General features: G+C 71.3%; 19 protein-coding genes. 9 read left to right on the top strand and 10 right to left on the bottom strand.

The features are described from left to right. Positions 1–122: 122 nt before the first annotated feature. The 3 genes from ACIRGB_RS17310 to ACIRGB_RS17300 all read left to right on the top strand — a co-directional run bounded on the left by ACIRGB_RS17310 (position 123) and on the right by ACIRGB_RS17300 (position 4211). On the top strand, positions 123–2201 hold the full coding sequence (locus ACIRGB_RS17310; protein ID WP_403865076.1) for an MMPL family transporter: 2079 nt from the start codon (positions 123–125) through the stop codon (positions 2199–2201). 67 nt (positions 2202–2268) lie between these two features. Continuing rightward, entirely contained in the window at positions 2269–3537 is a 1269-nt protein-coding gene (locus ACIRGB_RS17305; protein ID WP_403865073.1) for a sensor histidine kinase, read from the top strand. Further along, entirely contained in the window at positions 3534–4211 is a 678-nt protein-coding gene (locus tag ACIRGB_RS17300) for a response regulator (protein WP_403865070.1), read from the top strand. The genes ACIRGB_RS17305 and ACIRGB_RS17300 overlap by 4 nt, the downstream gene beginning before the upstream one ends. On the opposite strand, the gene ACIRGB_RS17295 is transcribed toward ACIRGB_RS17300, so the two are convergent. Beyond that, on the bottom strand, positions 4199–5698 hold the full coding sequence (locus ACIRGB_RS17295; protein WP_403865067.1) for an alpha/beta hydrolase: 1500 nt from the start codon (positions 5696–5698) through the stop codon (positions 4199–4201). The genes ACIRGB_RS17300 and ACIRGB_RS17295 overlap by 13 nt on opposite strands. A gap of 144 nt (positions 5699–5842) precedes the next feature. Here ACIRGB_RS17295 and ACIRGB_RS17290 point away from each other — a divergent pair, with 144 nt between their 5' ends. Next, complete coding sequence (locus tag ACIRGB_RS17290; protein WP_403865064.1) at positions 5843–6244, top strand: SgcJ/EcaC family oxidoreductase; 402 nt, start codon at positions 5843–5845, stop codon at positions 6242–6244. On the opposite strand, the gene ACIRGB_RS17285 is transcribed toward ACIRGB_RS17290, so the two are convergent. The 3 genes from ACIRGB_RS17285 to ACIRGB_RS17275 are packed head-to-tail and all read right to left on the bottom strand — an operon-like array spanning position 6241 to position 7996. Then, entirely contained in the window at positions 6241–6783 is a 543-nt protein-coding gene (locus tag ACIRGB_RS17285; RefSeq protein ID WP_403865061.1) for a hypothetical protein, read from the bottom strand. The genes ACIRGB_RS17290 and ACIRGB_RS17285 overlap by 4 nt on opposite strands. 29 nt (positions 6784–6812) lie before the next feature. Then, positions 6813–7181, bottom strand: coding sequence for a DUF397 domain-containing protein (locus tag ACIRGB_RS17280; protein WP_403865058.1), 369 nt, complete (start codon positions 7179–7181; stop codon positions 6813–6815). After that, complete coding sequence (locus tag ACIRGB_RS17275) at positions 7163–7996, bottom strand: Scr1 family TA system antitoxin-like transcriptional regulator (RefSeq protein ID WP_403865056.1); 834 nt, start codon at positions 7994–7996, stop codon at positions 7163–7165. The genes ACIRGB_RS17280 and ACIRGB_RS17275 overlap by 19 nt, the downstream gene beginning before the upstream one ends. 114 nt (positions 7997–8110) lie before the next feature. Here ACIRGB_RS17275 and ACIRGB_RS17270 point away from each other — a divergent pair, with 114 nt between their 5' ends. Genes ACIRGB_RS17270 through ACIRGB_RS17255 form a run of 4 tightly spaced genes read left to right on the top strand, consistent with a single transcriptional unit; the run spans position 8111 to position 10150 of the window. Next, complete coding sequence (locus tag ACIRGB_RS17270; RefSeq protein WP_403865053.1) at positions 8111–8317, top strand: hypothetical protein; 207 nt, start codon at positions 8111–8113, stop codon at positions 8315–8317. Beyond that, positions 8314–8535: a hypothetical protein gene (locus ACIRGB_RS17265; RefSeq protein WP_403865050.1), complete on the top strand. Its 222-nt coding sequence runs from the start codon at positions 8314–8316 to the stop codon at positions 8533–8535. The genes ACIRGB_RS17270 and ACIRGB_RS17265 overlap by 4 nt, the downstream gene beginning before the upstream one ends. 22 nt (positions 8536–8557) lie before the next feature. Beyond that, a complete protein-coding gene (recO, locus tag ACIRGB_RS17260) occupies positions 8558–9304 on the top strand; it encodes a DNA repair protein RecO (protein ID WP_403865047.1) in 747 nt (248 codons plus the stop codon). A gap of 12 nt (positions 9305–9316) precedes the next feature. After that, the gene (locus ACIRGB_RS17255) at positions 9317–10150 is read left to right on the top strand and encodes an isoprenyl transferase (RefSeq protein WP_403865044.1); all 834 of its coding nucleotides are present in this window, start codon (positions 9317–9319) and stop codon (positions 10148–10150) included. Positions 10151–10244: 94 nt separating this feature from the next. On the opposite strand, the gene ACIRGB_RS17250 is transcribed toward ACIRGB_RS17255, so the two are convergent. The 4 genes from ACIRGB_RS17250 to ACIRGB_RS17235 all read right to left on the bottom strand — a co-directional run bounded on the left by ACIRGB_RS17250 (position 10245) and on the right by ACIRGB_RS17235 (position 13448). Next, the gene (locus tag ACIRGB_RS17250; protein ID WP_087809450.1) at positions 10245–10664 is read right to left on the bottom strand and encodes a Fur family transcriptional regulator; all 420 of its coding nucleotides are present in this window, start codon (positions 10662–10664) and stop codon (positions 10245–10247) included. A gap of 62 nt (positions 10665–10726) precedes the next feature. Continuing rightward, the gene (locus tag ACIRGB_RS17245) at positions 10727–11629 is read right to left on the bottom strand and encodes a metal ABC transporter permease (protein WP_403865041.1); all 903 of its coding nucleotides are present in this window, start codon (positions 11627–11629) and stop codon (positions 10727–10729) included. 13 nt (positions 11630–11642) lie between these two features. Then, a complete protein-coding gene (locus tag ACIRGB_RS17240) occupies positions 11643–12413 on the bottom strand; it encodes a metal ABC transporter ATP-binding protein (RefSeq protein WP_403865038.1) in 771 nt (256 codons plus the stop codon). Positions 12414–12461: 48 nt separating this feature from the next. After that, entirely contained in the window at positions 12462–13448 is a 987-nt protein-coding gene (locus ACIRGB_RS17235) for a zinc ABC transporter substrate-binding protein (RefSeq protein WP_403865035.1), read from the bottom strand. Between the two features lie 161 nt (positions 13449–13609). Here ACIRGB_RS17235 and ACIRGB_RS17230 point away from each other — a divergent pair, with 161 nt between their 5' ends. Then, positions 13610–14992, top strand: coding sequence for a glycine--tRNA ligase (locus ACIRGB_RS17230; RefSeq protein WP_161379366.1), 1383 nt, complete (start codon positions 13610–13612; stop codon positions 14990–14992). Between the two features lie 104 nt (positions 14993–15096). Here the strand turns inward: ACIRGB_RS17230 and ACIRGB_RS17225 are convergent, their stop codons facing one another. Beyond that, on the bottom strand, positions 15097–16170 hold the full coding sequence (locus ACIRGB_RS17225; protein WP_403865032.1) for a chitinase: 1074 nt from the start codon (positions 16168–16170) through the stop codon (positions 15097–15099). A gap of 133 nt (positions 16171–16303) precedes the next feature. Next, positions 16304–17734 carry an MFS transporter gene (locus tag ACIRGB_RS17220; RefSeq protein WP_403866018.1) on the bottom strand — a complete coding sequence of 477 codons (1431 nt, stop codon included), beginning with the start codon at positions 17732–17734 and terminating at the stop codon, positions 16304–16306. Between the last annotated feature and the right edge of the window lie 97 nt (positions 17735–17831).

Here is a 17831-nt window from a genome sequence, read left to right as displayed (position 1 = left end):
ACGACGGTCCCGCGTCTCCCCGGGCAGTAGCCCGAGGCTCGCCCTCACGCCCGACGCGTCGCCGCCCCGCCGGCGGAAGTCTGGAGACCCACCCAGACATCCACCGGAGGGAGGCCCGTCAGATGGGGGCCACTACGACAGGCGCGGGGCGGCGGCGGGCCGTGCCCTGGCTGGTGCTCGGACTCTGGATCGCCGTGCTGGCGATCGCCTCGCCGTTCGCGGCGAAACTCGGGGACGTGCAGCGCGACCGCGCCGTCGACTACCTGCCGGCGAGCGCCGACTCGACGCAGGTCGCCGAGATCCAGGAGCGGCTGCCGGGCGGCGAGGCCACCGAGATGGTCCTCGTCTACCACCGCGACGCCGGACTGACCGCCGCCGACCGCAGGACCGCCGCCGAGCAGGTCGCCGAGATCGCCGGCGCGCACGAACTGACCGGCCGCCCGCAGGGCATCCCGTCCAAGGACGGCACCACCCTCATGTACCCGGTGGCCTCCACCGAGCCCGGCACGGACGAGGAGGCCCGGGACGCGCTCGTCAACGACGTACGGGACATCGCTCAGGGGGGCGACGGGCTCGGCGTCGAGGTCGGCGGCTCCGGCGCGCTCGCCACCGACGCCTCCGAGGTCTACAACTCCCTGGACGGCCCGCTGCTCTACACCACCGCCGCGGTGGTCGCCCTCCTGCTGATCCTCATCTACCGCAGCCCCTTCCTGTGGCTCGTCCCGCTGGCCGTCGCCGCCATGGCCGACTACCTCTCCATGGGCGTCGCCTACGGCCTCAACCAGACGTTCGGCACCGCCGTCTCCGGCCAGAGCAGCGGCATCATGACCATCCTCGTCTTCGGCGTCGGCACCGACTACGCGCTGCTGCTGGTCTCCCGCTACCGCGAGGAACTGCGCCGCGTGGAGCGGCCGTACGACGCGATGCTCGCCGCCCTGCGCGGCTGCGGGCCCGCCGTGCTCGCCTCCTCCGGGACCGTCGCCGCCGGGCTGTTGTGCCTGCTCGCCGCCGACCTGAACTCCAGCCGGGGCATGGGCCCGCTCGGCACCGTCGGCGTGCTGTGCGCGCTGGCCGCCATGCTGACCCTGCTCCCCGCGCTCCTCGTCCTGCTCGGCCGCCGCGTCTTCTGGCCGCTGGTGCCCCGCTACGGCAGCACCCCCAAGGCCCGCAGGTCGCTGTTCGCCGCGATGGGCGGCTCCGCCGAACGCCGGCCCCGCACCGTCCTGGTGGGCGGCGCCGTCCTGCTCGGCGCGCTCGCGCTGGGCGCGTTCGCCCTGCCCGGCACCCTCAAGCAGGAGGACTCCTTCACCAGCCGCCCCGACGCGATCGCCGCGATGGAGACCCTCGCCGACGCCTACCCGGAGTCCGGCACCCAGCCGATCAGTGTCATCAGCCCCACCGACCGCGCCGAGGCCGCGCTCACCGAGATCCGCGCGACCAAGGGCGTCGAGAGCGTCGAGGCCGGGCGCAGCGGCGGCGGGTGGACCGAGCTGACCGTACTGGCCTCCGCGCCGCCCCAGTCGGCCGCCGAGACCGCCACCATCGAGTCGCTGCGCGACAGACTCGACGGCTCCTACGTCGGCGGCCCCAGCGCCCAGCAGATCGACCTGGAGGACACCAACGCCCGGGACACCGCCCTCGTCGTACCGATCGTGCTGCTCTCGGTCCTGCTGATCCTCACGGTGCTGCTGCGCTCGCTGGTCGCGCCGCTGATCCTGGTCGCCGCGGTCGTCGCCGTGTGGGGCGCGGCCCTCGGCATCGGCGGGCTCGTCTTCGGTCCCCTCTTCGGTTTCGAGGGCACCGACCCCGGGCTCGGCCTGCTCTCCTTCGTCTTCCTGGTCGCCCTCGGCGTCGACTACGGCATCTTCCTGATGCACCGGATGCGCGAGGAGTCCCTCAACGGCGCCGAACCCACCGAGGCCGCCCTCGCCGCGCTGCGCACCACCGGCGGTGTCATCGCCTCGGCCGGGCTGGTCCTCGCGGCCACCTTCGCCGTGCTCACCAGCATGCCGATGGTGCAGTTGGTCGAGCTGGGCTTCGTCATCGCGGTCGGCGTCCTGCTCGACACCTTCCTCGTCCGCACCTACCTGGTCACCAGCGCGAGCGTCGCGCTGCGGCGCCGGGTGTGGTGGCCGGGGCGGCTGTCCCGGGAGCCCGGACGTTCCGCGCCGGACGACATCCGGGAACCCGCCGGTGTCTGAGGCGCCCAGCCACCGGAACGCGCCCCTCCCCTCCCGGAGGGGCGCGCCCGTCGCGGAGGATGGACGCGTGCAGGCACCCACCGAGGCAACGTCCCGCCCCCGGGTCGGCGAGCGGATCATCGCCGTCGTCAACCGCGACCCGCTCACCGCCCCGCACGGCACCCGCAACGACGCCGTGCTCGCGGGAGTCCTCCTCCTCGGGGCCGTCTGCCTGGCGCTGTTCACCGACGAGGGCCGCCGCCCGGACGCCCTGGGCTGGACGCTGCTGGTCGCCGCGCACATCCCGATCGTGTGGCGGCGGCGCCATCCGCTGCTGGCGCTGGCGGTGCTGTTCGCCGTGGTCGGGCCGTACCACGCGATGGAGAACAACCACACCGCGGCGGGCCCCGCCTCCTACGTGGCGCTCTACACGCTGGCCGTCACCGGCCGCCCGCTGCGCACCATCGTCACCGGCACCGTGGTCCTCACCGCGTCGGTGAGCATCATGCTCACCGTCAACACCCACCAGGCCGTCGAACTGATCCGCATCTCGGGCTGGGTCATCGCCATCCTCTTCTGCGGCATCGACGTCCGCTACTACCGCCAGTACGTCGCCTCCATCGTGGAGCGCGCCGAACGCGCCGAACGCACCCGCGAGGAGGAGGCCCGGCGCCGCGTCGCCGAGGAACGCCTGCGCGTCGCCCGGGACCTGCACGACCTGCTGGCGCACAGCATCACCCTCATCGGCGTGCAGACCTCGGTCGCCGCCCACGTCCTGACCGCCGACCCCGAGCGCCTGGACCGGGCGGCGGTCGCCAAGGCCCTCGACGACATCGCCGAGACCTGCCGCTCGGCGCGCGGCGAACTGCGCACCACCCTCGAAGTGCTCAGGACCCAGGACACCACCGGCGTCCCCGACGCCCGCGGCCCGCTGCCCGGCCTGCACGGCCTGTCCGACCTGGCGGAGAGCGCCCGGCTCGCCGGAGCGCACGTGGACCTGTCGGTGACCGCCGACGACGTCCCGCCCGCGGTCGGTGCCGCCGTCTACCGCATCACGCAGGAGGCGCTGACCAACGCCGTGCGGCACGCGGGGCCGAAGCCGTCCGTCCGCGTCGAGGTGCGCGCCGGGCCGGGCGCCCTGCGCCTGTCCGTCACCGACGACGGCACCGGACCCGACCCGGCCGGCACACCCGGCTTCGGCCTCGTCGGCATGCGGGAGCGGGCCCGCAGCGTGGGTGGCACACTCGACGCCGGACCGCGCGAGGACGCCGACGGCTTCGAGGTGACGGCCGTCCTGCCGACCCCCGCCACGCCCCCGACGACGACCACGACGATCACCTCGGAGAGAGCCGGATGACGATACGCGTGCTGCTGGCGGACGACCAGAACCTCGTCCGCGCGGCGTTCGCCCTGCTGGTGGCGTCGGCCCCCGACATGGAGGTCGTCGGCGAGGCCGGTACCGGCCGCCAGGCCGTGGAACTGGCCCGCGCCTCACGCGCCGACCTCGTCGTCATGGACGTACGCATGCCCGACCTGGACGGCATCGAGGCCACCCGGCTGATCGCCGCCGACGAGGACCTGGCGGGCGTGAAGGTGCTGGTGCTCACCACCTACGACACCGACGAGAACATCGTCGAGGCGCTGCGCGCGGGCGCCTCCGGGTTCCTGGTCAAGGACACCAGGCCCGCCGACCTGCTGGACGCCATCCGCACGGTGACGGCGGGCGACGCCCTCCTCTCGCCCGGTCCGACGGCCCGCCTGATCGAGCGCTTCCTGCGCAGCCCCTCGGTCCTCCACCCGCCCGGGTCCGGCCCCGACTGCCTCTCGGACCGGGAACGCCAGGTCCTCACCCTGGTGGCCCGGGGCCTGACCAACACGGAGATCGCCGACACCCTGGGCCTGAGCCCGCTCACCGCGAAGACCCACGTCAGCCGCATCATGGGCAAGCTGGAGGCGCGGGACCGGGCCCAACTGGTCATCGTGGCCTACGAGTCGGGCCTGGTCACGCCGGGTGCGGATCAGCGGCAGTAGACGTCCGCCCCCGGCCGCTGCCCGGTCCCCAGGAACCGGGAGACCGTCGCGTCCCCGCAGGCGTTGCCGTGGGCCAGGTAGGCGTCGTGCCCGGTGGAGTCCACGGTCACCATGACGGCGCGGCGGCCGAGGGCTTCCCGCATCCGCAGCGCGCCGGAGAGCGGGGTGTTGACGTCCCGCTCGTTCTGGACGAGCAGCACGTTGGACGGCCCCCGGTCGGTGATCCGCACCGGCGCCTCGCGCGGCGGATACGGCCAGGCCGCGCAGAGCATCGCGTTGCGGGGCATCCCGGCGGTGAGCGGGTACGCGGCGCGGCTCTCCGCGACGTCCTTCTCGTACGAGGCCGCCGAGCGCGGCCAGGCGACGTCGTTGCACAGCACACCGGCGCCGACGGCGGCCACGTTCTGCAACACCGCCTCGGGCGGCGCCTGGGGCGCGGGCGGCACGGTGCCCTCGGCCGCGGCCCGCATCAGCCGGGCGAGCGTCGGGTAGCGGCTGGGGGCGGCGAAGCTGTCCAGCATGGTCTGGCGCAGCACGTTGCCGTTCAGCTCCTCGGGATTGGCACCGGGCCACGGGAGGGGCTCGCGGTCGAGCCGGGCGGCGAGGCGCAGGAACATCGGCCGTACGTCGGCGGCCCGGTCCGCCACGCGGTCGGGATTGCCGGGCTCCGACGCCCACGCGGCGAAGTGCGGGAAGGTGTCCTCGACGCCCTGCTCGTGCGCCGCGAGCCAGCCGCGGTTGACCCGCCTCGGGTCGGGGTTGTCGACGCTGTCCAGCACGATCCGGTCGGTGCGGTGCGGGAACAACTGGGCGTACACGGCTCCGACATACGTCCCGTACGACACACCCCACGCGGAGATCCGCCGCTCGCCCAGCGCGGCCCGGAGGCGGTCGATGTCGCGGGCCTCGTTGGCGGTGCTGAGGTGCTTGATCAGCTCACCGCCGTTGCGCGCGCAGGCGTCGGACATGCGCCGGGCGGTGTCGAGGTTCGCGTCGATGGAGCCGTCCGGGGCGGGCCAGGGCCGGAGTTTCGAGGTGGCGAGGTCGCCGTACTCCAGCCCGCAGTCGGCGCGCGTGGACGGGGCGAGCCCGCGCGGCGCGAACCCGATCAGGTCGTGGGTGTCGCGGACCTCCTGGGGCAGCTTCCGCCCCTTCCCCGAGGGGTCGTTCAGGCTCGACCCGCCCGGCCCGCCGGCGATGAGCACCAGGGCCCCGCGCCGGGCGCCCGGCTGCTCGGCGGGGATGCGGGAGACGGCCATCTCGATGCGGGGGCCGCCGGGGTCGGCGTAGTCCATCGGCACGTCGAGAGTGGCGCACTCCTGCCGGGGGTCGAGACCGGCGCCCCGGCAGGCGGACCAGGTGAGGGCGTCGGGTGTGCTCCCGCCCGCCGCGGAGGCGGTCACCGGCGCGGTGACGCCGAGGAGGGCGGTGGACACGCCGACGATGGCGGCGTTGCGGATGCTTCTGCTTCGCTTGCGCTGCGTCATGCGACGAGCCTCGCGGAAGCCGGGGGGCCGCTACATCCGGGCAACCACCCGAGATGTGCGGGGGGTTGCCCCCTAGGGAGAGCGCCGCGCGGGCCGGTCACCTCTCTTGATCTCAACCGTACTTGAGGTAGCACCATCGTCGGCATGAACACGGATTCCACGGCGCACGCCGCCGAGATCGAAGCCGTCAAGCAGGTCGTTGCCGCCGTCGAGCACTCCCAGCAGCACAGGGACCCCGACGAATTCCTCGCCCTCTTCCACCCCGACGCCGTCTGGACGACGGCCCACGGCAAGGTTCTCATCGGCCTCGAAGCGATCTCGGAGTTCACGCGGAAGGTACTCCCCGCGGCCGGCTGGGACGGCAAGGTCAGCTACGAGGTGGTCCATGTGCTCTTCATCCGCCCCGATGTCGCGGCGGTCAAGGTGCGTCAGCGCTACCTGTCGCCGGACGACGAGAGCGAGGGTGCTCCGCTGTACGTGATGACCAAGCAGGACGACGGCCGCTGGCTGCTGACCGCCTGCCAGAACACGCAGGTGATCACCTAGGGGAGGGTCACGTTGCTCTCGAAGTTGAGCCAGGCAAGGGAGGCGATGGTGCTCATCGACGGGCACAGCTCCCGCAGTGTGGCCGAGTCGGTCTTGGGCGGTGTGGAACCCATCCGGTAGCAACCGAGCTTGCGGACGGTGCTGACCGCCTTCACCACCTGCTCCGCGGAGTCCTCGACGTCGGTGTACTGACCGTCGGGGAAGTCCCGCCTGATGCTCTCGGCCAGGGCACCGGCGAGTTTCCCGGCGGCGGCGAGGTCCTCTCCGCAACCGGGGTCGTCCCAGGCGACGTGGCTGCACATCGGGGAGCTGCTCATGCCGTAGACGACCCGGTAGGCCGGCAACAGCTCCGCCGGGGTCGCGGGCTTGTCGGAGGAGGCGGCCTCCGACGGCTGCGCCGAGTCCGCCGGGGCGGAGGAAGCGGCCCGGGTCGGTTTCCGGTCGTCGGCCGCCTGCCCGTCATCGCCGCCGCAGGCGGACAGCGTCAGGACCGTCGCGACGGCTGCGGACAGGGCGAGGGCGGATCGGCGCGTGAACATGGGGTTCACTCAAGCGCCGGACCAGTTGTTCAGACACTCGGTACGCAGGACTGAACAACGGTGCGGACGAACTCCGTCCAGGCCGCCGCCCCGACGACGACCACGGGACCGCCGGTCACTTTGCTGTCCCGGACAGGTACGACGCCGGGGACTCCGTCGGTGACTTCGAGGCAGTTGCCGCCGTCGCCGTTGCTGTAGGTGCTCTTGCGCCAGCGGGCGGCGCCGGGGAAGTCTTGCGCGACCTCGAGGCAGTCGCCGCCTTGGCCGTTGCTGTAGGTGCTCTTGCGCCAGCGGGCGGCGCCGGGGAAGTCTTGCGCGACTTCGAGGCAGTCGCCGCCCTCACCGTTGCTGTAGCTGCTCTTCGTCCAGCGGGCGTCGGTCAGGTCGTACTCGCGCATCGTCTGAAGTCCTCCGCCGCCGAGTCGATCAGGGCCAGGGACGCCTCCGGCGACAGCGCGGCGACCCTGAGCAGATCGTATGCGCGCTGCGCCCGCTTCACCACGGCCGGTGCGTCCACCAGCGTTCCCGAAAACGACGTCTCTGTGTAGGTGACCTGGGGCGCGTCCTCGAACTCCATCAGCTTCAAAGATCCGTTCATCGCCGCATGCGCCCCCGCCCCGAACGACAGGACCGTCACCACCGCCGCGCGCTCCCGCATCAGCCGTGTGACGTGCTCCAGTTGTGCCGCCATCGTCTGCGGACCGCCCACCGGAATCCGCAGCACGTTCTCGTGCAGCGTCACCCAATACTCGGGCCTTGTAGCGTCGTCCAGGATCAGCGACCGCTCCAGGCGGGCCGCGACGATCTCCTCGACGTAGGAGTCCGGCTTGAAGGGGTTCGCGGCGATGGTGACCGCGCGGGCGTAGTCCGCGGTCTGGAGCAGGCCCGGGACGACCGTCGGTGCGAACTCGCAGATCCGCGTGGCCAGCCGCTCCAACTCCACCACGTGGGTGAAGTAATCCGCATACCGCGGATCATCAATCAGCTTCCGGCACAGTCGCTCGAAAATACCGTCGGTTTGTAGTGCCTCGTCGATCCGCTGGGCCAGGTCCAACTGTGGTTTGCGAATTGCCTGTTCGAACTGGCCGATGTAGCCGCCGGACACGAATACCCGGGCGCCCAGCTCTACTTGGGTGATTCCGGCGTCCTCCCGCCGTCGTTTCAGTTCCGTTCCGAAGAACTCCCACGCGGCCTGCCGTGAACCATTGGCCATAACCAACCCCCCTGCGCTGACCCGCACTTGTAGTGCACATACTCCTGCCGAGTGTAGGCACGTCGCGGCATTCTGGGGACACGAAGAGTGAAACCGTAAAAGGAAGGGAACGCGATGGAGGCACGGCACTCGGCGCTCTGCGTCGAAGGAGCGGAGGACACGGTGAAGGAATTGCGCGCGGCGCTCGCGGAGGCAGGAATTATTCTGCCGTCACTCGGGCTCGACCCGGTGAGTCTCGCGCGGGAGGCACCCTGCCCGCTGGTCGAATTGGGCCGGTGTTCCGTGGAGACCGCGCGGCGCCTCGCGGCGGTGCTGCGATGACGACGACGCCGCCCGTCGGGGTCTACGCCGTGGACACCCGCAGCGGACGGGTCGGGATCGTCATGGGGCACGAGGGGCCGTACGTGCAGATGCGGCCGTACGGCGGCGGGCGGGAGTGGGACGCCGAGCCGGGTGACGTACGCCACGCCACCCCGTCCGAGCGGCTGCGCGCGGCGACGGCGTACACCAACGCCCGGAGCCGTGGCGAGGTCCCTTGAAGCATGCGCGAGAATGGGCGGCATGAGTCTGTTCCGCGACGACGGCATCGTGCTGCGCACCCAGAAGCTGGGTGAGGCGGACCGGATCATCACCATGCTCACGCGCGGTCACGGGCGGGTACGCGCCGTGGCGCGCGGGGTGCGGCGCACGAAGTCGAAGTTCGGCGCCCGGCTGGAGCCGTTCTCGCACGTGGACGTCCAGTTCTTCTCGAAGGGCAGCGAGCTGGTCGGGCGCGGGCTGCCGCTGTGCACGCAGAGCGAGACGATCGCTCCGTACGGTGGCGGGATCGTCACCGACTACGGTCGGTACACCGCGGGGACCGCCATGCTGGAGACGGCCGAGCGGTTCACCGACCACGAGGGCGAGCCGGCGGTGCAGCAGTACCTGCTGCTGGTCGGCGCGCTCAGGACCCTCGCCCGGGGCGAGCACGCGCCGAACCTGGTGCTCGACGCGTTCCTGCTGCGCTCGCTGGCCGTGAACGGGTACGCGCCGACCTTCGGGGACTGCGCGAAGTGCGGCCTGCCCGGTCCGAACCGGTTCTTCTCGGTCGGCTCGGGCGGCTCCGTCTGCGTCGACTGCCGGGTGCCGGGCAGCGTCGTACCCTCGCCGCAGGCACTGGAACTGCTCGGGGCGCTGCTCGCGGGAGACTGGGGCACGGCGGACGCGGCCGAACCGCGGTACGTGCGGGAGGGGAGCGGACTGGTCTCCGCCTACCTGCACTGGCACCTGGAGCGGGGACTGCGCTCCCTGCGGTACGTCGAGAAGTAGGAGAGAACTGAGATGGCCGTACGCGGGATTCTGGGGCGGCAGCGCCGGGAGTACAGGACGCCGGAGCCGCACCCGTCCGGTGCGCGGCCCCCGAAGCTCGGCGAGCTGGTTCCGGAGCATGTGGCGATCGTCATGGACGGCAACGGACGCTGGGCCAAGGAGCGCGGGCTGCCGCGCACCGAGGGGCACAAGGTCGGTGCCGAGCAGGTCATGGACGTGCTCCAGGGCGCGATCGAGATGGGCGTCGGGAACATCTCCCTGTACGCCTTCTCCACCGAGAACTGGAAGCGCTCGCCGGAGGAGGTGCGGTTCCTGATGAACTTCAACCGCGACTTCATCCGCAAGTCCCGCGACACCCTCGACGAGCTGGGGGTGCGGGTGCGCTGGGCGGGGCGGATGCCCAGGCTGTGGAAGTCGGTGGCCAAGGAGCTCCAGGTCGCGCAGGAGCAGACCAAGGACAACGACCGGCTCACGCTGTACTTCTGCATGAACTACGGCGGGCGGGCCGAGATCGCCGACGCGGCGCAGGCCCTCGCCGAGGACGTACGGGCGGGGAAGCTCGATCCGTCGAAGGTGAACGAGAAGACGCTCGCGAAGTACCTGTACTACCCGGACATGCCGGACGTGGACCTGTTCCTGCGGCCGAGCGGGGAGCAGCGGACGTCGAACTACCTGATCTGGCAGAGCGCGTACGCCGAGATGGTCTTCCAGGACGTCCTGTGGCCCGACTTCGACCGGCGCGACCTGTGGCGGGCCTGCCTGGAGTTCGCCTCCCGCGACCGCCGCTTCGGCGGCGCCATCCCCAACGAGGAACTGCTCGCCATGGAGGGCCGCAGTACCCAGTAAGCCCCGGGTGGCAAATTCAGCCCGTCCGGCGTTTGAGGACGAGGCCGTTCAGGCCGAAATAGGGGGCCCGGGGCGCAGCCCCGGCCCTGCCCGCTCAACCGCCGGAGGCCACCGCACAGTCGGCGCAGGTGCCGAAGATCTCCACCGTGTGCGCGACGTTGACGTAGCCGTGCTCCGCCGCGATGGCCTCGGCCCACTTCTCCACTGCGGGGCCCTCCACCTCGACGGCCTTGCCGCAGGCGCGGCAGACCAGGTGGTGGTGGTGGTCGCCGGTGGAGCAGCGGCGGTAGACGGACTCGCCCTCGGCGGTGCGCAGGACGTCGACCTCGCCGGCGTCGGCGAGGGACTGGAGGGTGCGGTAGACCGTGGTGAGCCCGACCGCGTCGCCCTTGTGCTTTAGCATGTCGTGGAGCTCCTGCGCGCTGCGGAACTCCTCGACCTCCTGGAGGGCGGCCGACACGGCAGCCCGCTGCCGGGTGGCGCGGCCCTTCACGGGCGGTCCAGCGGTGGTCACCGGATTCCTCCTCACGTCTTCGCGGCTTGCCGGGCCATTGTGCCAGCCCGGCTCACCCGCGGTCAGACGCCGACCTCGTCGGCGGCCCCCCTGGTGGCCGGAATCTTGCACTCCGCCGGGTCGGCGGCGGGTTGCGCGGCGGCGAGTGCCCGCGCGCGCCGCCGGGCCAGCGGGGCGGCCAGCACGCTCAGCACGATGAACGCGCCGATGGTGAGCAGCACGATCGTCGCGCCGGGCGGCACGTCCTGGTAGTACGAGGTGACCGTGCCGCCGATGGTCACGCTGACGCCGAGCGCGACGGCGATCGCGAAGGTGGCGGCGAAGCTGCGGGTGAGCTGCTGCGCGGCGGCCACCGGGACCACCATCAGCGCCGACACCAGCAGCAGCCCGACGACGCGCATCGCGACCGTCACCGTGACCGCCGCCGTGACGGCCGTCAGCAGGTTCAGCGCGCGTACCGGCAGGCCGGTGACCCGGGCGAACTCCTCGTCCTGGCTGACCGCGAACAGCTGGCGGCGCAGGCCGACGGTGACGAGGACCACGAAGGCGGCCAGCACGCAGATCGCGGTCACGTCGGACTCGGAGACCGTCGACAGGGAGCCGAAGAGGTACGAGGTGAGGTTGGCGTTGGAGCCGCCCGGCGCGAGGTTGATGAACATCACGCCGCCCGCCATGCCGCCGTAGAAGAGCATGGCGAGGGCGATGTCGCCGCGGGTCTTGCCGTACCAGCGGATCAGCTCCATGAGGACCGCGCCGAGGACGGAGATCAGGGTCGCCATCCAGACCGGGGACCAGGAGAGCAGGAAGCCGAGGCCGACGCCGGTCATCGCCACGTGGCCGATGCCGTCGCCCATCAGGGCCTGGCGGCGCTGGACCAGGTAGATGCCGATGGCCGGGGCGGTGATGCCCACCAGGACGGCCGCGAGCAGCGCCCGCTGCATGAAGGCGTAGTTCAGGATTTCCATGGTCGTCGCCTTCTCAGCTCAGCAGGCCGGTGCGGATCGGTTCGGCGCCCGCGGGCGCGTGCGGGTGGACGTGGTCGTGGCCGGGCAGCGCGTGCTGGCCGACGGCCTCGGGCGGCGGGCCGTCGTGCAGGACGCAGCCGTCGCGGAGCACCACGGCCCGGTCGATCAGCGGCTCCAGCGGGCCCAGCTCGTGCAGGACGAGGAGGACGGTCGCGCCGGCCGCCACCTGCGCCCGCAGCGTCTCGGCGAGCACCTCCTGGCTGGCCAGGTCGACGCCCGCCATCGGCTCGTCCATGATCAGCAGTTCGGGTTCGGCGGTGAGCGCGCGGGCGATCAGCACCCGCTGGTGCTGGCCGCCGGAGAGGGCGTTCACCGAGTCCTTGGCGCGGTCCGCCATGCCGACCAGGTCGAGGGCGCGGCGCACGGCCTCGTGGTCGGCCTTGCGCAGGACGCCGAAGCGGGCCCGGGAGAGCCGGCCCGAGGAGACCACCTCGGTCACCGTGGCCGGGACACCGCCCGCGGCCGTGGTGCGCTGCGGGACGTAGCCCACGCGCGCCCAGTCGCGGAAGCGGCGCCTGGGGGTGCCGAACAGCTCGATCTCCCCGTCCGTGACCGGCACCTGGCCGATGATCGTGCGCACGGCCGTGGACTTGCCCGAGCCGTTGGCGCCGAGCAGCGCGACCACCTGGCCGCGCCGCACGGTGAGGTCGATGCCACGCAGGACGGGGCGCGAGCCCAGCTCGGCGCGGACGCCGCGCAGGGATATGACGGACTCGTCGCTCACGATGTCCTCCGTAACGATCGAACTGCGGGTGGTACGGGGTGGTACGGCTTACTTGGCGCCGAGGGCGGTTTCCAGCGCCTTGAGGTTGGACTCCATGACCCCGACGTAGTCCTCGCCCTTGGACTTGTCGGTGATGCCCTCCAGCGGATCGAGGACGTCCGTCTTCAGGCCCGCGTCCTTGGCGAGGGTCTTCGCGGTCTTGTCGGACACCAGTGTCTCGTAGAAGACGGTGGTCACGCCGTCGGCCCTGGCCTCCTGCTGGAGCTCCTTGATCCGGGCGGGGCTGGGCTCGCTCTCCGGGTCGAGGCCGTTGATGGCCTCCTGGGTGAGTCCGTAGCGCTCGGCGAGGTAGCCGAAGGCGGCGTGGTTGGTGAAGAAGACCTTGGTGGCGGTGTTCTTCAGGCCGTCCTTGTACGCCGTGTCCAGGCCGCTCAGCTTCTTCGCCAGCGCCTCGGCGTTCTTGCGGTAGTCGTCCGCGTGATCCGGGTCGGCCTTCTCGAAGGACTTGGCGACGCCCTCGGCGATCTCGGCGTACTTCACCGGGTCCAGCCAGACGTGCGGGTCGAGCGCGTGCTCCCCGCCCTCGGCGTGCTCCTCCTCGGCGTGCTCGTCCGCGTGCTCCTCGCCGCCGTGGCCGTGGTCGTGCTCGACGGTGCCGTGGTCCTCCAGCTTCGTCAGCGAGGCGGCGTCGATCTTCGTCTTCACGTCGGACTGGCCGATGGCCTCGTCCACGGCGGGCTGGAGGGACTTGAGGTAGAGCACCGCGTCCGCCTCGCCCATCTGGGCGGTCTGCTTGGCGCTCAGCTCCAGGTCGTGCGGCTCCTGGCCGGGCTCGGTGAGCGTGGTGACGTTCACATGGTCCCCGCCGATCTGCTCGGCGAGGTACTCCATGGGGTAGAAGGACGCGACGACGTCGAACTTGTCGGTATTGCCCGCCGCCGAGCTGTCGCTGGAGCAGGCGGAGAGGGTCCCGAGGCCGAGGGCGGTGGCCGCGGTGACTGCTATGCCGGATATGCGGCGTCGTCGTACGTTCATGACACCCATTTTCAACAAATATGGAAACCGTTGTCAACAAGCGTGCGATGCCGCAGATGGGAGGCCCCGATTTGGCCGTGGGGCGGCCCACGCCGGTAACCTGAAGCATTCTCTGGAAGCATCCTCGCTTCGTCGCCCGTCGTCGTAATGAAGAGAGCACCGTGGCCGCCGACAAGATCGACACCATCGTCAGCCTGAGCAAGCGCCGTGGCTTCGTATTCCCGTGCAGTGAGATCTACGGTGGTCAGCGCGCCGCCTGGGACTACGGTCCGCTGGGTGTCGAGCTCAAGGAGAACCTCAAGCGCCAGTGGTGGCGCTACATGGTCACCTCGCGCGAGGACGTCGTCGGTCTCGACTCCTCCGTGATCCTGGCCCCCGAGGTCTGGGTGGCCTCCGGTCACGTCGCCACCTTCACGGACCCGCTGACCGAGTGCACCTCCTGCCACAAGCGGTTCCGCGCGGACCACCTGGAGGAGGCGTACGAGGAGAAGAAGGGCCACGCCCCCGAGAACGGCCTGGCCGACCTCAACTGCCCCAACTGCGGCAACAAGGGCACCTTCACCGAGCCCAAGCAGTTCTCCGGTCTGCTCTCCACCCACCTCGGCCCGACCCAGGACAGCGGCTCCGTCGCCTACCTGCGGCCCGAGACCGCGCAGGGCATCTTCACCAACTTCGCCCAGGTGCAGACCACTTCGCGCCGCAAGCCGCCGTTCGGCATCGCCCAGATGGGCAAGTCCTTCCGCAACGAGATCACGCCCGGCAACTTCATCTTCCGCACCCGCGAGTTCGAGCAGATGGAGATGGAGTTCTTCGTCAAGCCGGGCGAGGACGAGAAGTGGCAGGAATACTGGATGGAGCAGCGCTGGAACTGGTACACCGGTCTCGGCCTGCGCGAGGAGAACATGCGGTGGTACGAGCACCCCGCCGAGAAGCTCTCCCACTACTCCAAGCGCACCGCCGACATCGAGTACCGCTTCCAGTTCGGCGGCAGTGAGTGGGGCGAGCTGGAGGGTGTCGCCAACCGGACCGACTACGACCTCTCCTCGCACGCCAAGGCCTCCGGCCAGGACCTCTCCTACTACGACCAGGAGGCCCAGGAGCGCTGGACGCCGTACGTCATCGAGCCGGCCGCCGGTGTCGGGCGCGCGATGCTCGCCTTCCTGCTCGACGCGTACATCGAGGACGAGGCGCCGAACGCCAAGGGCAAGCTGGAGAAGCGGACCGTGCTGCGGCTCGACCCGCGGCTGTCGCCGGTGAAGGTCGCCGTGCTGCCGCTGTCCCGCAACCCCGACCTGTCGCCGAAGGCGAAGGGGCTGGCGCAGGCGCTGCGGCAGCACTGGAACATCGAGTTCGACGACGCGGGGGCGATCGGGCGCCGGTACCGGCGTCAGGACGAGATCGGGACGCCGTTCTGTGTGACCGTCGACTTCGACACGCTGGACGACAATGCGGTGACTGTTCGTGAGCGGGACACGATGAAGCAGGAGCGGGTGTCTCTCGACCAGATCGAGGGGTACCTCGCTTCTCGGCTGGTTGGCTGCTGAACCTCGGTTCCGGTTGCCGTACCAGGGGGCTCTGCCCCCTGGACCCCCGGGCCTGTGCCCACCCACCACCCGACTCGGTCGGCTGGTGGGTGGGCGTTTTTGCGTCAGCGGCCCTGGAGGGACTTCACGTTGTTGCCGAAGGTCCAGTTCTTTGAGCCGTCCCAGTTGAGGGACCAGGTCATCAGGCCCTTGAGGGAGCCGTTGTAGTGGTTCCAGGCCTGGGCGACCAGGGACGGTGACAGGTAGCCGCCGCCCGCGCCGGGCTGGGCGGGCAGGCCCGGGACCTGTTTGTCGTAGGGCACCCGGATCGTCGTGCCCTGGATGACCAGGCCCTTGTTCAGGCAGTCGGTCTGGGCGGTGAAGCCCTGCACGGTGCCGGCCGCGTAGGAGTCGCCGGAACAGCCGTACATGCTGCCGTTGTAGTACTGCATGTTCAGCCACCACAGGCGGCCGTTGTCCGCGTACTTCTTGATGATCGGCAGGTACGCGCCCCAGATCGAGCCGTAGACGACGCTGCCGCCGGTGACGTACGCCGTCTCCGGGGCCATGGTGAGGCCGAAGCCCGCGGGCATGCGGGCCAGTACGCCGTCGATGATGCGGATCAGGTTGGCCTGGGACGTGGAGAGCTGGTTGACGTTGCCGCTGCCGGTCAGGCCGGTCTCGATGTCGATGTCGATGCCGTCGAAGTTGTACTTCTTCAGGATCGGGACGATCGTCTCGACGAAACGGTCCGCGACCGCGGTCGAGTTGAGGTCGATGCCGGCCGTCGCGCCGCCGATGGAGAGCAGGAGCGTCTGCCCGGACGCCTTGGCCGCGCACATCTCGGCGGGCGTCGCCACCTTCACGCCCGCGTCCATGCCGTCCTCCCACCGGGCCGTCCCGTCGGAGAGGATCACCGGGAAGGCCGCGTTCAGGACGTTGTAACCGTGGGCGGCGATCTGGGGGTTGGTGATCGGGGTCCAGCCGAAGGGCGGGTGGACGCCGTTGGCGGCGCCGTCCCAGTTCTCCCAGTAGCCCTGGAGGACCTTGCCGGCGGGCTTGGACTTCAGGGCGCAGGTGTCGGCGGCCGGGGCGGGGGCGGTGCCGGTGGGGGCGGCGGACGCGGTGGCGGCGCCCAGGGGGACGAGAACGGTGGCCGCCAGTGCGGCGGCCAGTAGACGGATCGTGCGGCGGATCATGCCGGGCCTCCCGGTGGGGGTTCGGTGAGGGAGAGTCGACTTGTGTCGTAGGCATGACAGTGAGTTGGTCCAGACCTTTCGTCAAGAGGTCTGGACCAAGTAACCGATGTGGGCCGTGTGGATCGGGCGGTCGTCAGACGATCGTCCGGGGGAGGCGCAGGCTCAGCAGGCCGGTCAGGACCACCCCCGCGCACTGGACCAGCAGCGTCGTCACCAGGGCGTCCCGCATGCCCATGCCCGGGGTCAGCGACAGGAACAGCGTGCCCAGGGTGGCCACGCCCAGGGCCAGCGACGACTGCTGGGTGGTGACCATGACACCACTGCCCACGCCGGCCCGTTCGGCGGGCACCTCCGAGAGGACCAGCCGCAGGACGACCGGGAGCTGGAGCGCCTGGCCCGCCCCCGCGACCGCCGCGCCCGGCAGGAGTTCGACCACGCCGAGGTCGGGCCAGGAACGCCACGCGGCCAGCATCATCAGGACCAGGCCCAGCCCCTGGAGGGCGGCGCCGGTGGGCACCACGCGGGTGCCGTAGCGGGCGACCAGCCGGGGACCGGCGAGGGAGAAGAGGAAGAACACCACCGCGAGCGGGGCCAGGGCCAGACCCGCGGCCACCGGGCCCAGGCCCGCGCCCTGCTGCAGGGCCACCGCGATGACGAACATGAAGCCGCTGAAGCCGATCGAGAACGGCACGATGAGCAGCAGGCCGCGGCGCAGCGACACGATCGCGAACAGGCTCGGCGGGACCAGCGGCGTACGGCCCGTGCGGTCCGCCCGGCGCTCCACCGCGAAGAACGCCGCCGCCACGAACGGGAACGCCGCCAGCGACAGCCAGGTCCACAGCGGCCAGCCCGCCGCCCGGCCCTCGGTGAGCGGGACCAGCAGGGTCAGGATCGAGGCGGCCAGCAGGAAGGTGCCGGGGACGTCCACCGGCTCGGGGTGCGCGGAGCGGGTCTCCGGGACCGCGCGGGCGGCGAGGAACAGGCCCACGAGGACGACCGGGACGTTCACCAGGAAGACGGAACGCCAGCCGGTGCCCGCGATGTCGGCGGCCACCAGGACGCCGCCCAGGATCTGTCCGGCCACCATCGACAGGCCGGCCGTCGCCCCGTACAGGCCCATGGCCTTCGCGCGCCGGGGACCGGAGGTGGTCGCCTGGATGGTCGCCAGCACCTGCGGCAGCATCGCGGCGGCCGCGGCGCCCTGCGCCACCCGGGCCGCCACCAGCGTCCAGGCGTCCGGCGCGAGACCGCAGGCCAGCGAGGTCAGCCCGAAGGCCGCCATGCCGCCCAGGAACAGGCGGCGGCGGCCGAAGAGGTCGCCGAGCCGGCCGCCGAGGACCAGCAGGACGGCGTACGCCACCCCGTACCCGGCGACGACGAGTTCCAGGACCGCCTCGCTCGCGGAGAGGTCCGTGCCGATGGTGGGCAGGGCGACGTTGACGATGAAGAAGTCGACGAGGGGGAGTGCCGCGGCCAGCAGCACCGTGAAGAGTCCGAGGCCGCCGAGCGCGGGGGGCGCCGGGGAAGCCGTGCGGACGGGACGGGACGTGATGGCTGAAGTGATGGTTTCGGTCACGTGGTCGAGCCTGCGACCCTTTCCAAGGGGGTACCAGAGTCTCCTTATGCTGGTAGTGGAAGTACCTGGCAACAGGGTGCCGGAC

Source organism: Streptomyces sp. NPDC102490 (genome assembly GCF_044765285.1).
Lineage (GTDB): Bacteria > Actinomycetota > Actinomycetes > Streptomycetales > Streptomycetaceae > Streptomyces.
The sequence above is the reverse complement of the archived record's forward strand: the minus strand, read 5'-3'. Positions and strand labels throughout refer to the sequence as shown.

What these genes read in the sequence shown, in the direction of transcription:
- ACIRGB_RS17285 (WP_403865061.1), bottom strand. Translation starts at nt 6,783, where the DNA reads ATGTTCACGCGCCGATCCGCCCTCGCCCTGTCCGCAGCCGTCGCGACG.
- recO (WP_403865047.1), top strand. Translation starts at nt 8,558, where the DNA reads ATGAGTCTGTTCCGCGACGACGGCATCGTGCTGCGCACCCAGAAGCTG.
- ACIRGB_RS17290 (WP_403865064.1), top strand. Translation starts at nt 5,843, where the DNA reads ATGAACACGGATTCCACGGCGCACGCCGCCGAGATCGAAGCCGTCAAG.
- ACIRGB_RS17280 (WP_403865058.1), bottom strand. Translation starts at nt 7,181, where the DNA reads ATGCGCGAGTACGACCTGACCGACGCCCGCTGGACGAAGAGCAGCTAC.
- ACIRGB_RS17225 (WP_403865032.1), bottom strand. Translation starts at nt 16,170, where the DNA reads ATGATCCGCCGCACGATCCGTCTACTGGCCGCCGCACTGGCGGCCACC.
- ACIRGB_RS17265 (WP_403865050.1), top strand. Translation starts at nt 8,314, where the DNA reads ATGACGACGACGCCGCCCGTCGGGGTCTACGCCGTGGACACCCGCAGC.
- ACIRGB_RS17245 (WP_403865041.1), bottom strand. Translation starts at nt 11,629, where the DNA reads ATGGAAATCCTGAACTACGCCTTCATGCAGCGGGCGCTGCTCGCGGCC.
- ACIRGB_RS17300 (WP_403865070.1), top strand. Translation starts at nt 3,534, where the DNA reads ATGACGATACGCGTGCTGCTGGCGGACGACCAGAACCTCGTCCGCGCG.
- ACIRGB_RS17270 (WP_403865053.1), top strand. Translation starts at nt 8,111, where the DNA reads ATGGAGGCACGGCACTCGGCGCTCTGCGTCGAAGGAGCGGAGGACACG.
- ACIRGB_RS17310 (WP_403865076.1), top strand. Translation starts at nt 123, where the DNA reads ATGGGGGCCACTACGACAGGCGCGGGGCGGCGGCGGGCCGTGCCCTGG.
- ACIRGB_RS17235 (WP_403865035.1), bottom strand. Translation starts at nt 13,448, where the DNA reads ATGAACGTACGACGACGCCGCATATCCGGCATAGCAGTCACCGCGGCC.
- ACIRGB_RS17275 (WP_403865056.1), bottom strand. Translation starts at nt 7,996, where the DNA reads ATGGCCAATGGTTCACGGCAGGCCGCGTGGGAGTTCTTCGGAACGGAA.
- ACIRGB_RS17255 (WP_403865044.1), top strand. Translation starts at nt 9,317, where the DNA reads ATGGCCGTACGCGGGATTCTGGGGCGGCAGCGCCGGGAGTACAGGACG.
- ACIRGB_RS17295 (WP_403865067.1), bottom strand. Translation starts at nt 5,698, where the DNA reads ATGACGCAGCGCAAGCGAAGCAGAAGCATCCGCAACGCCGCCATCGTC.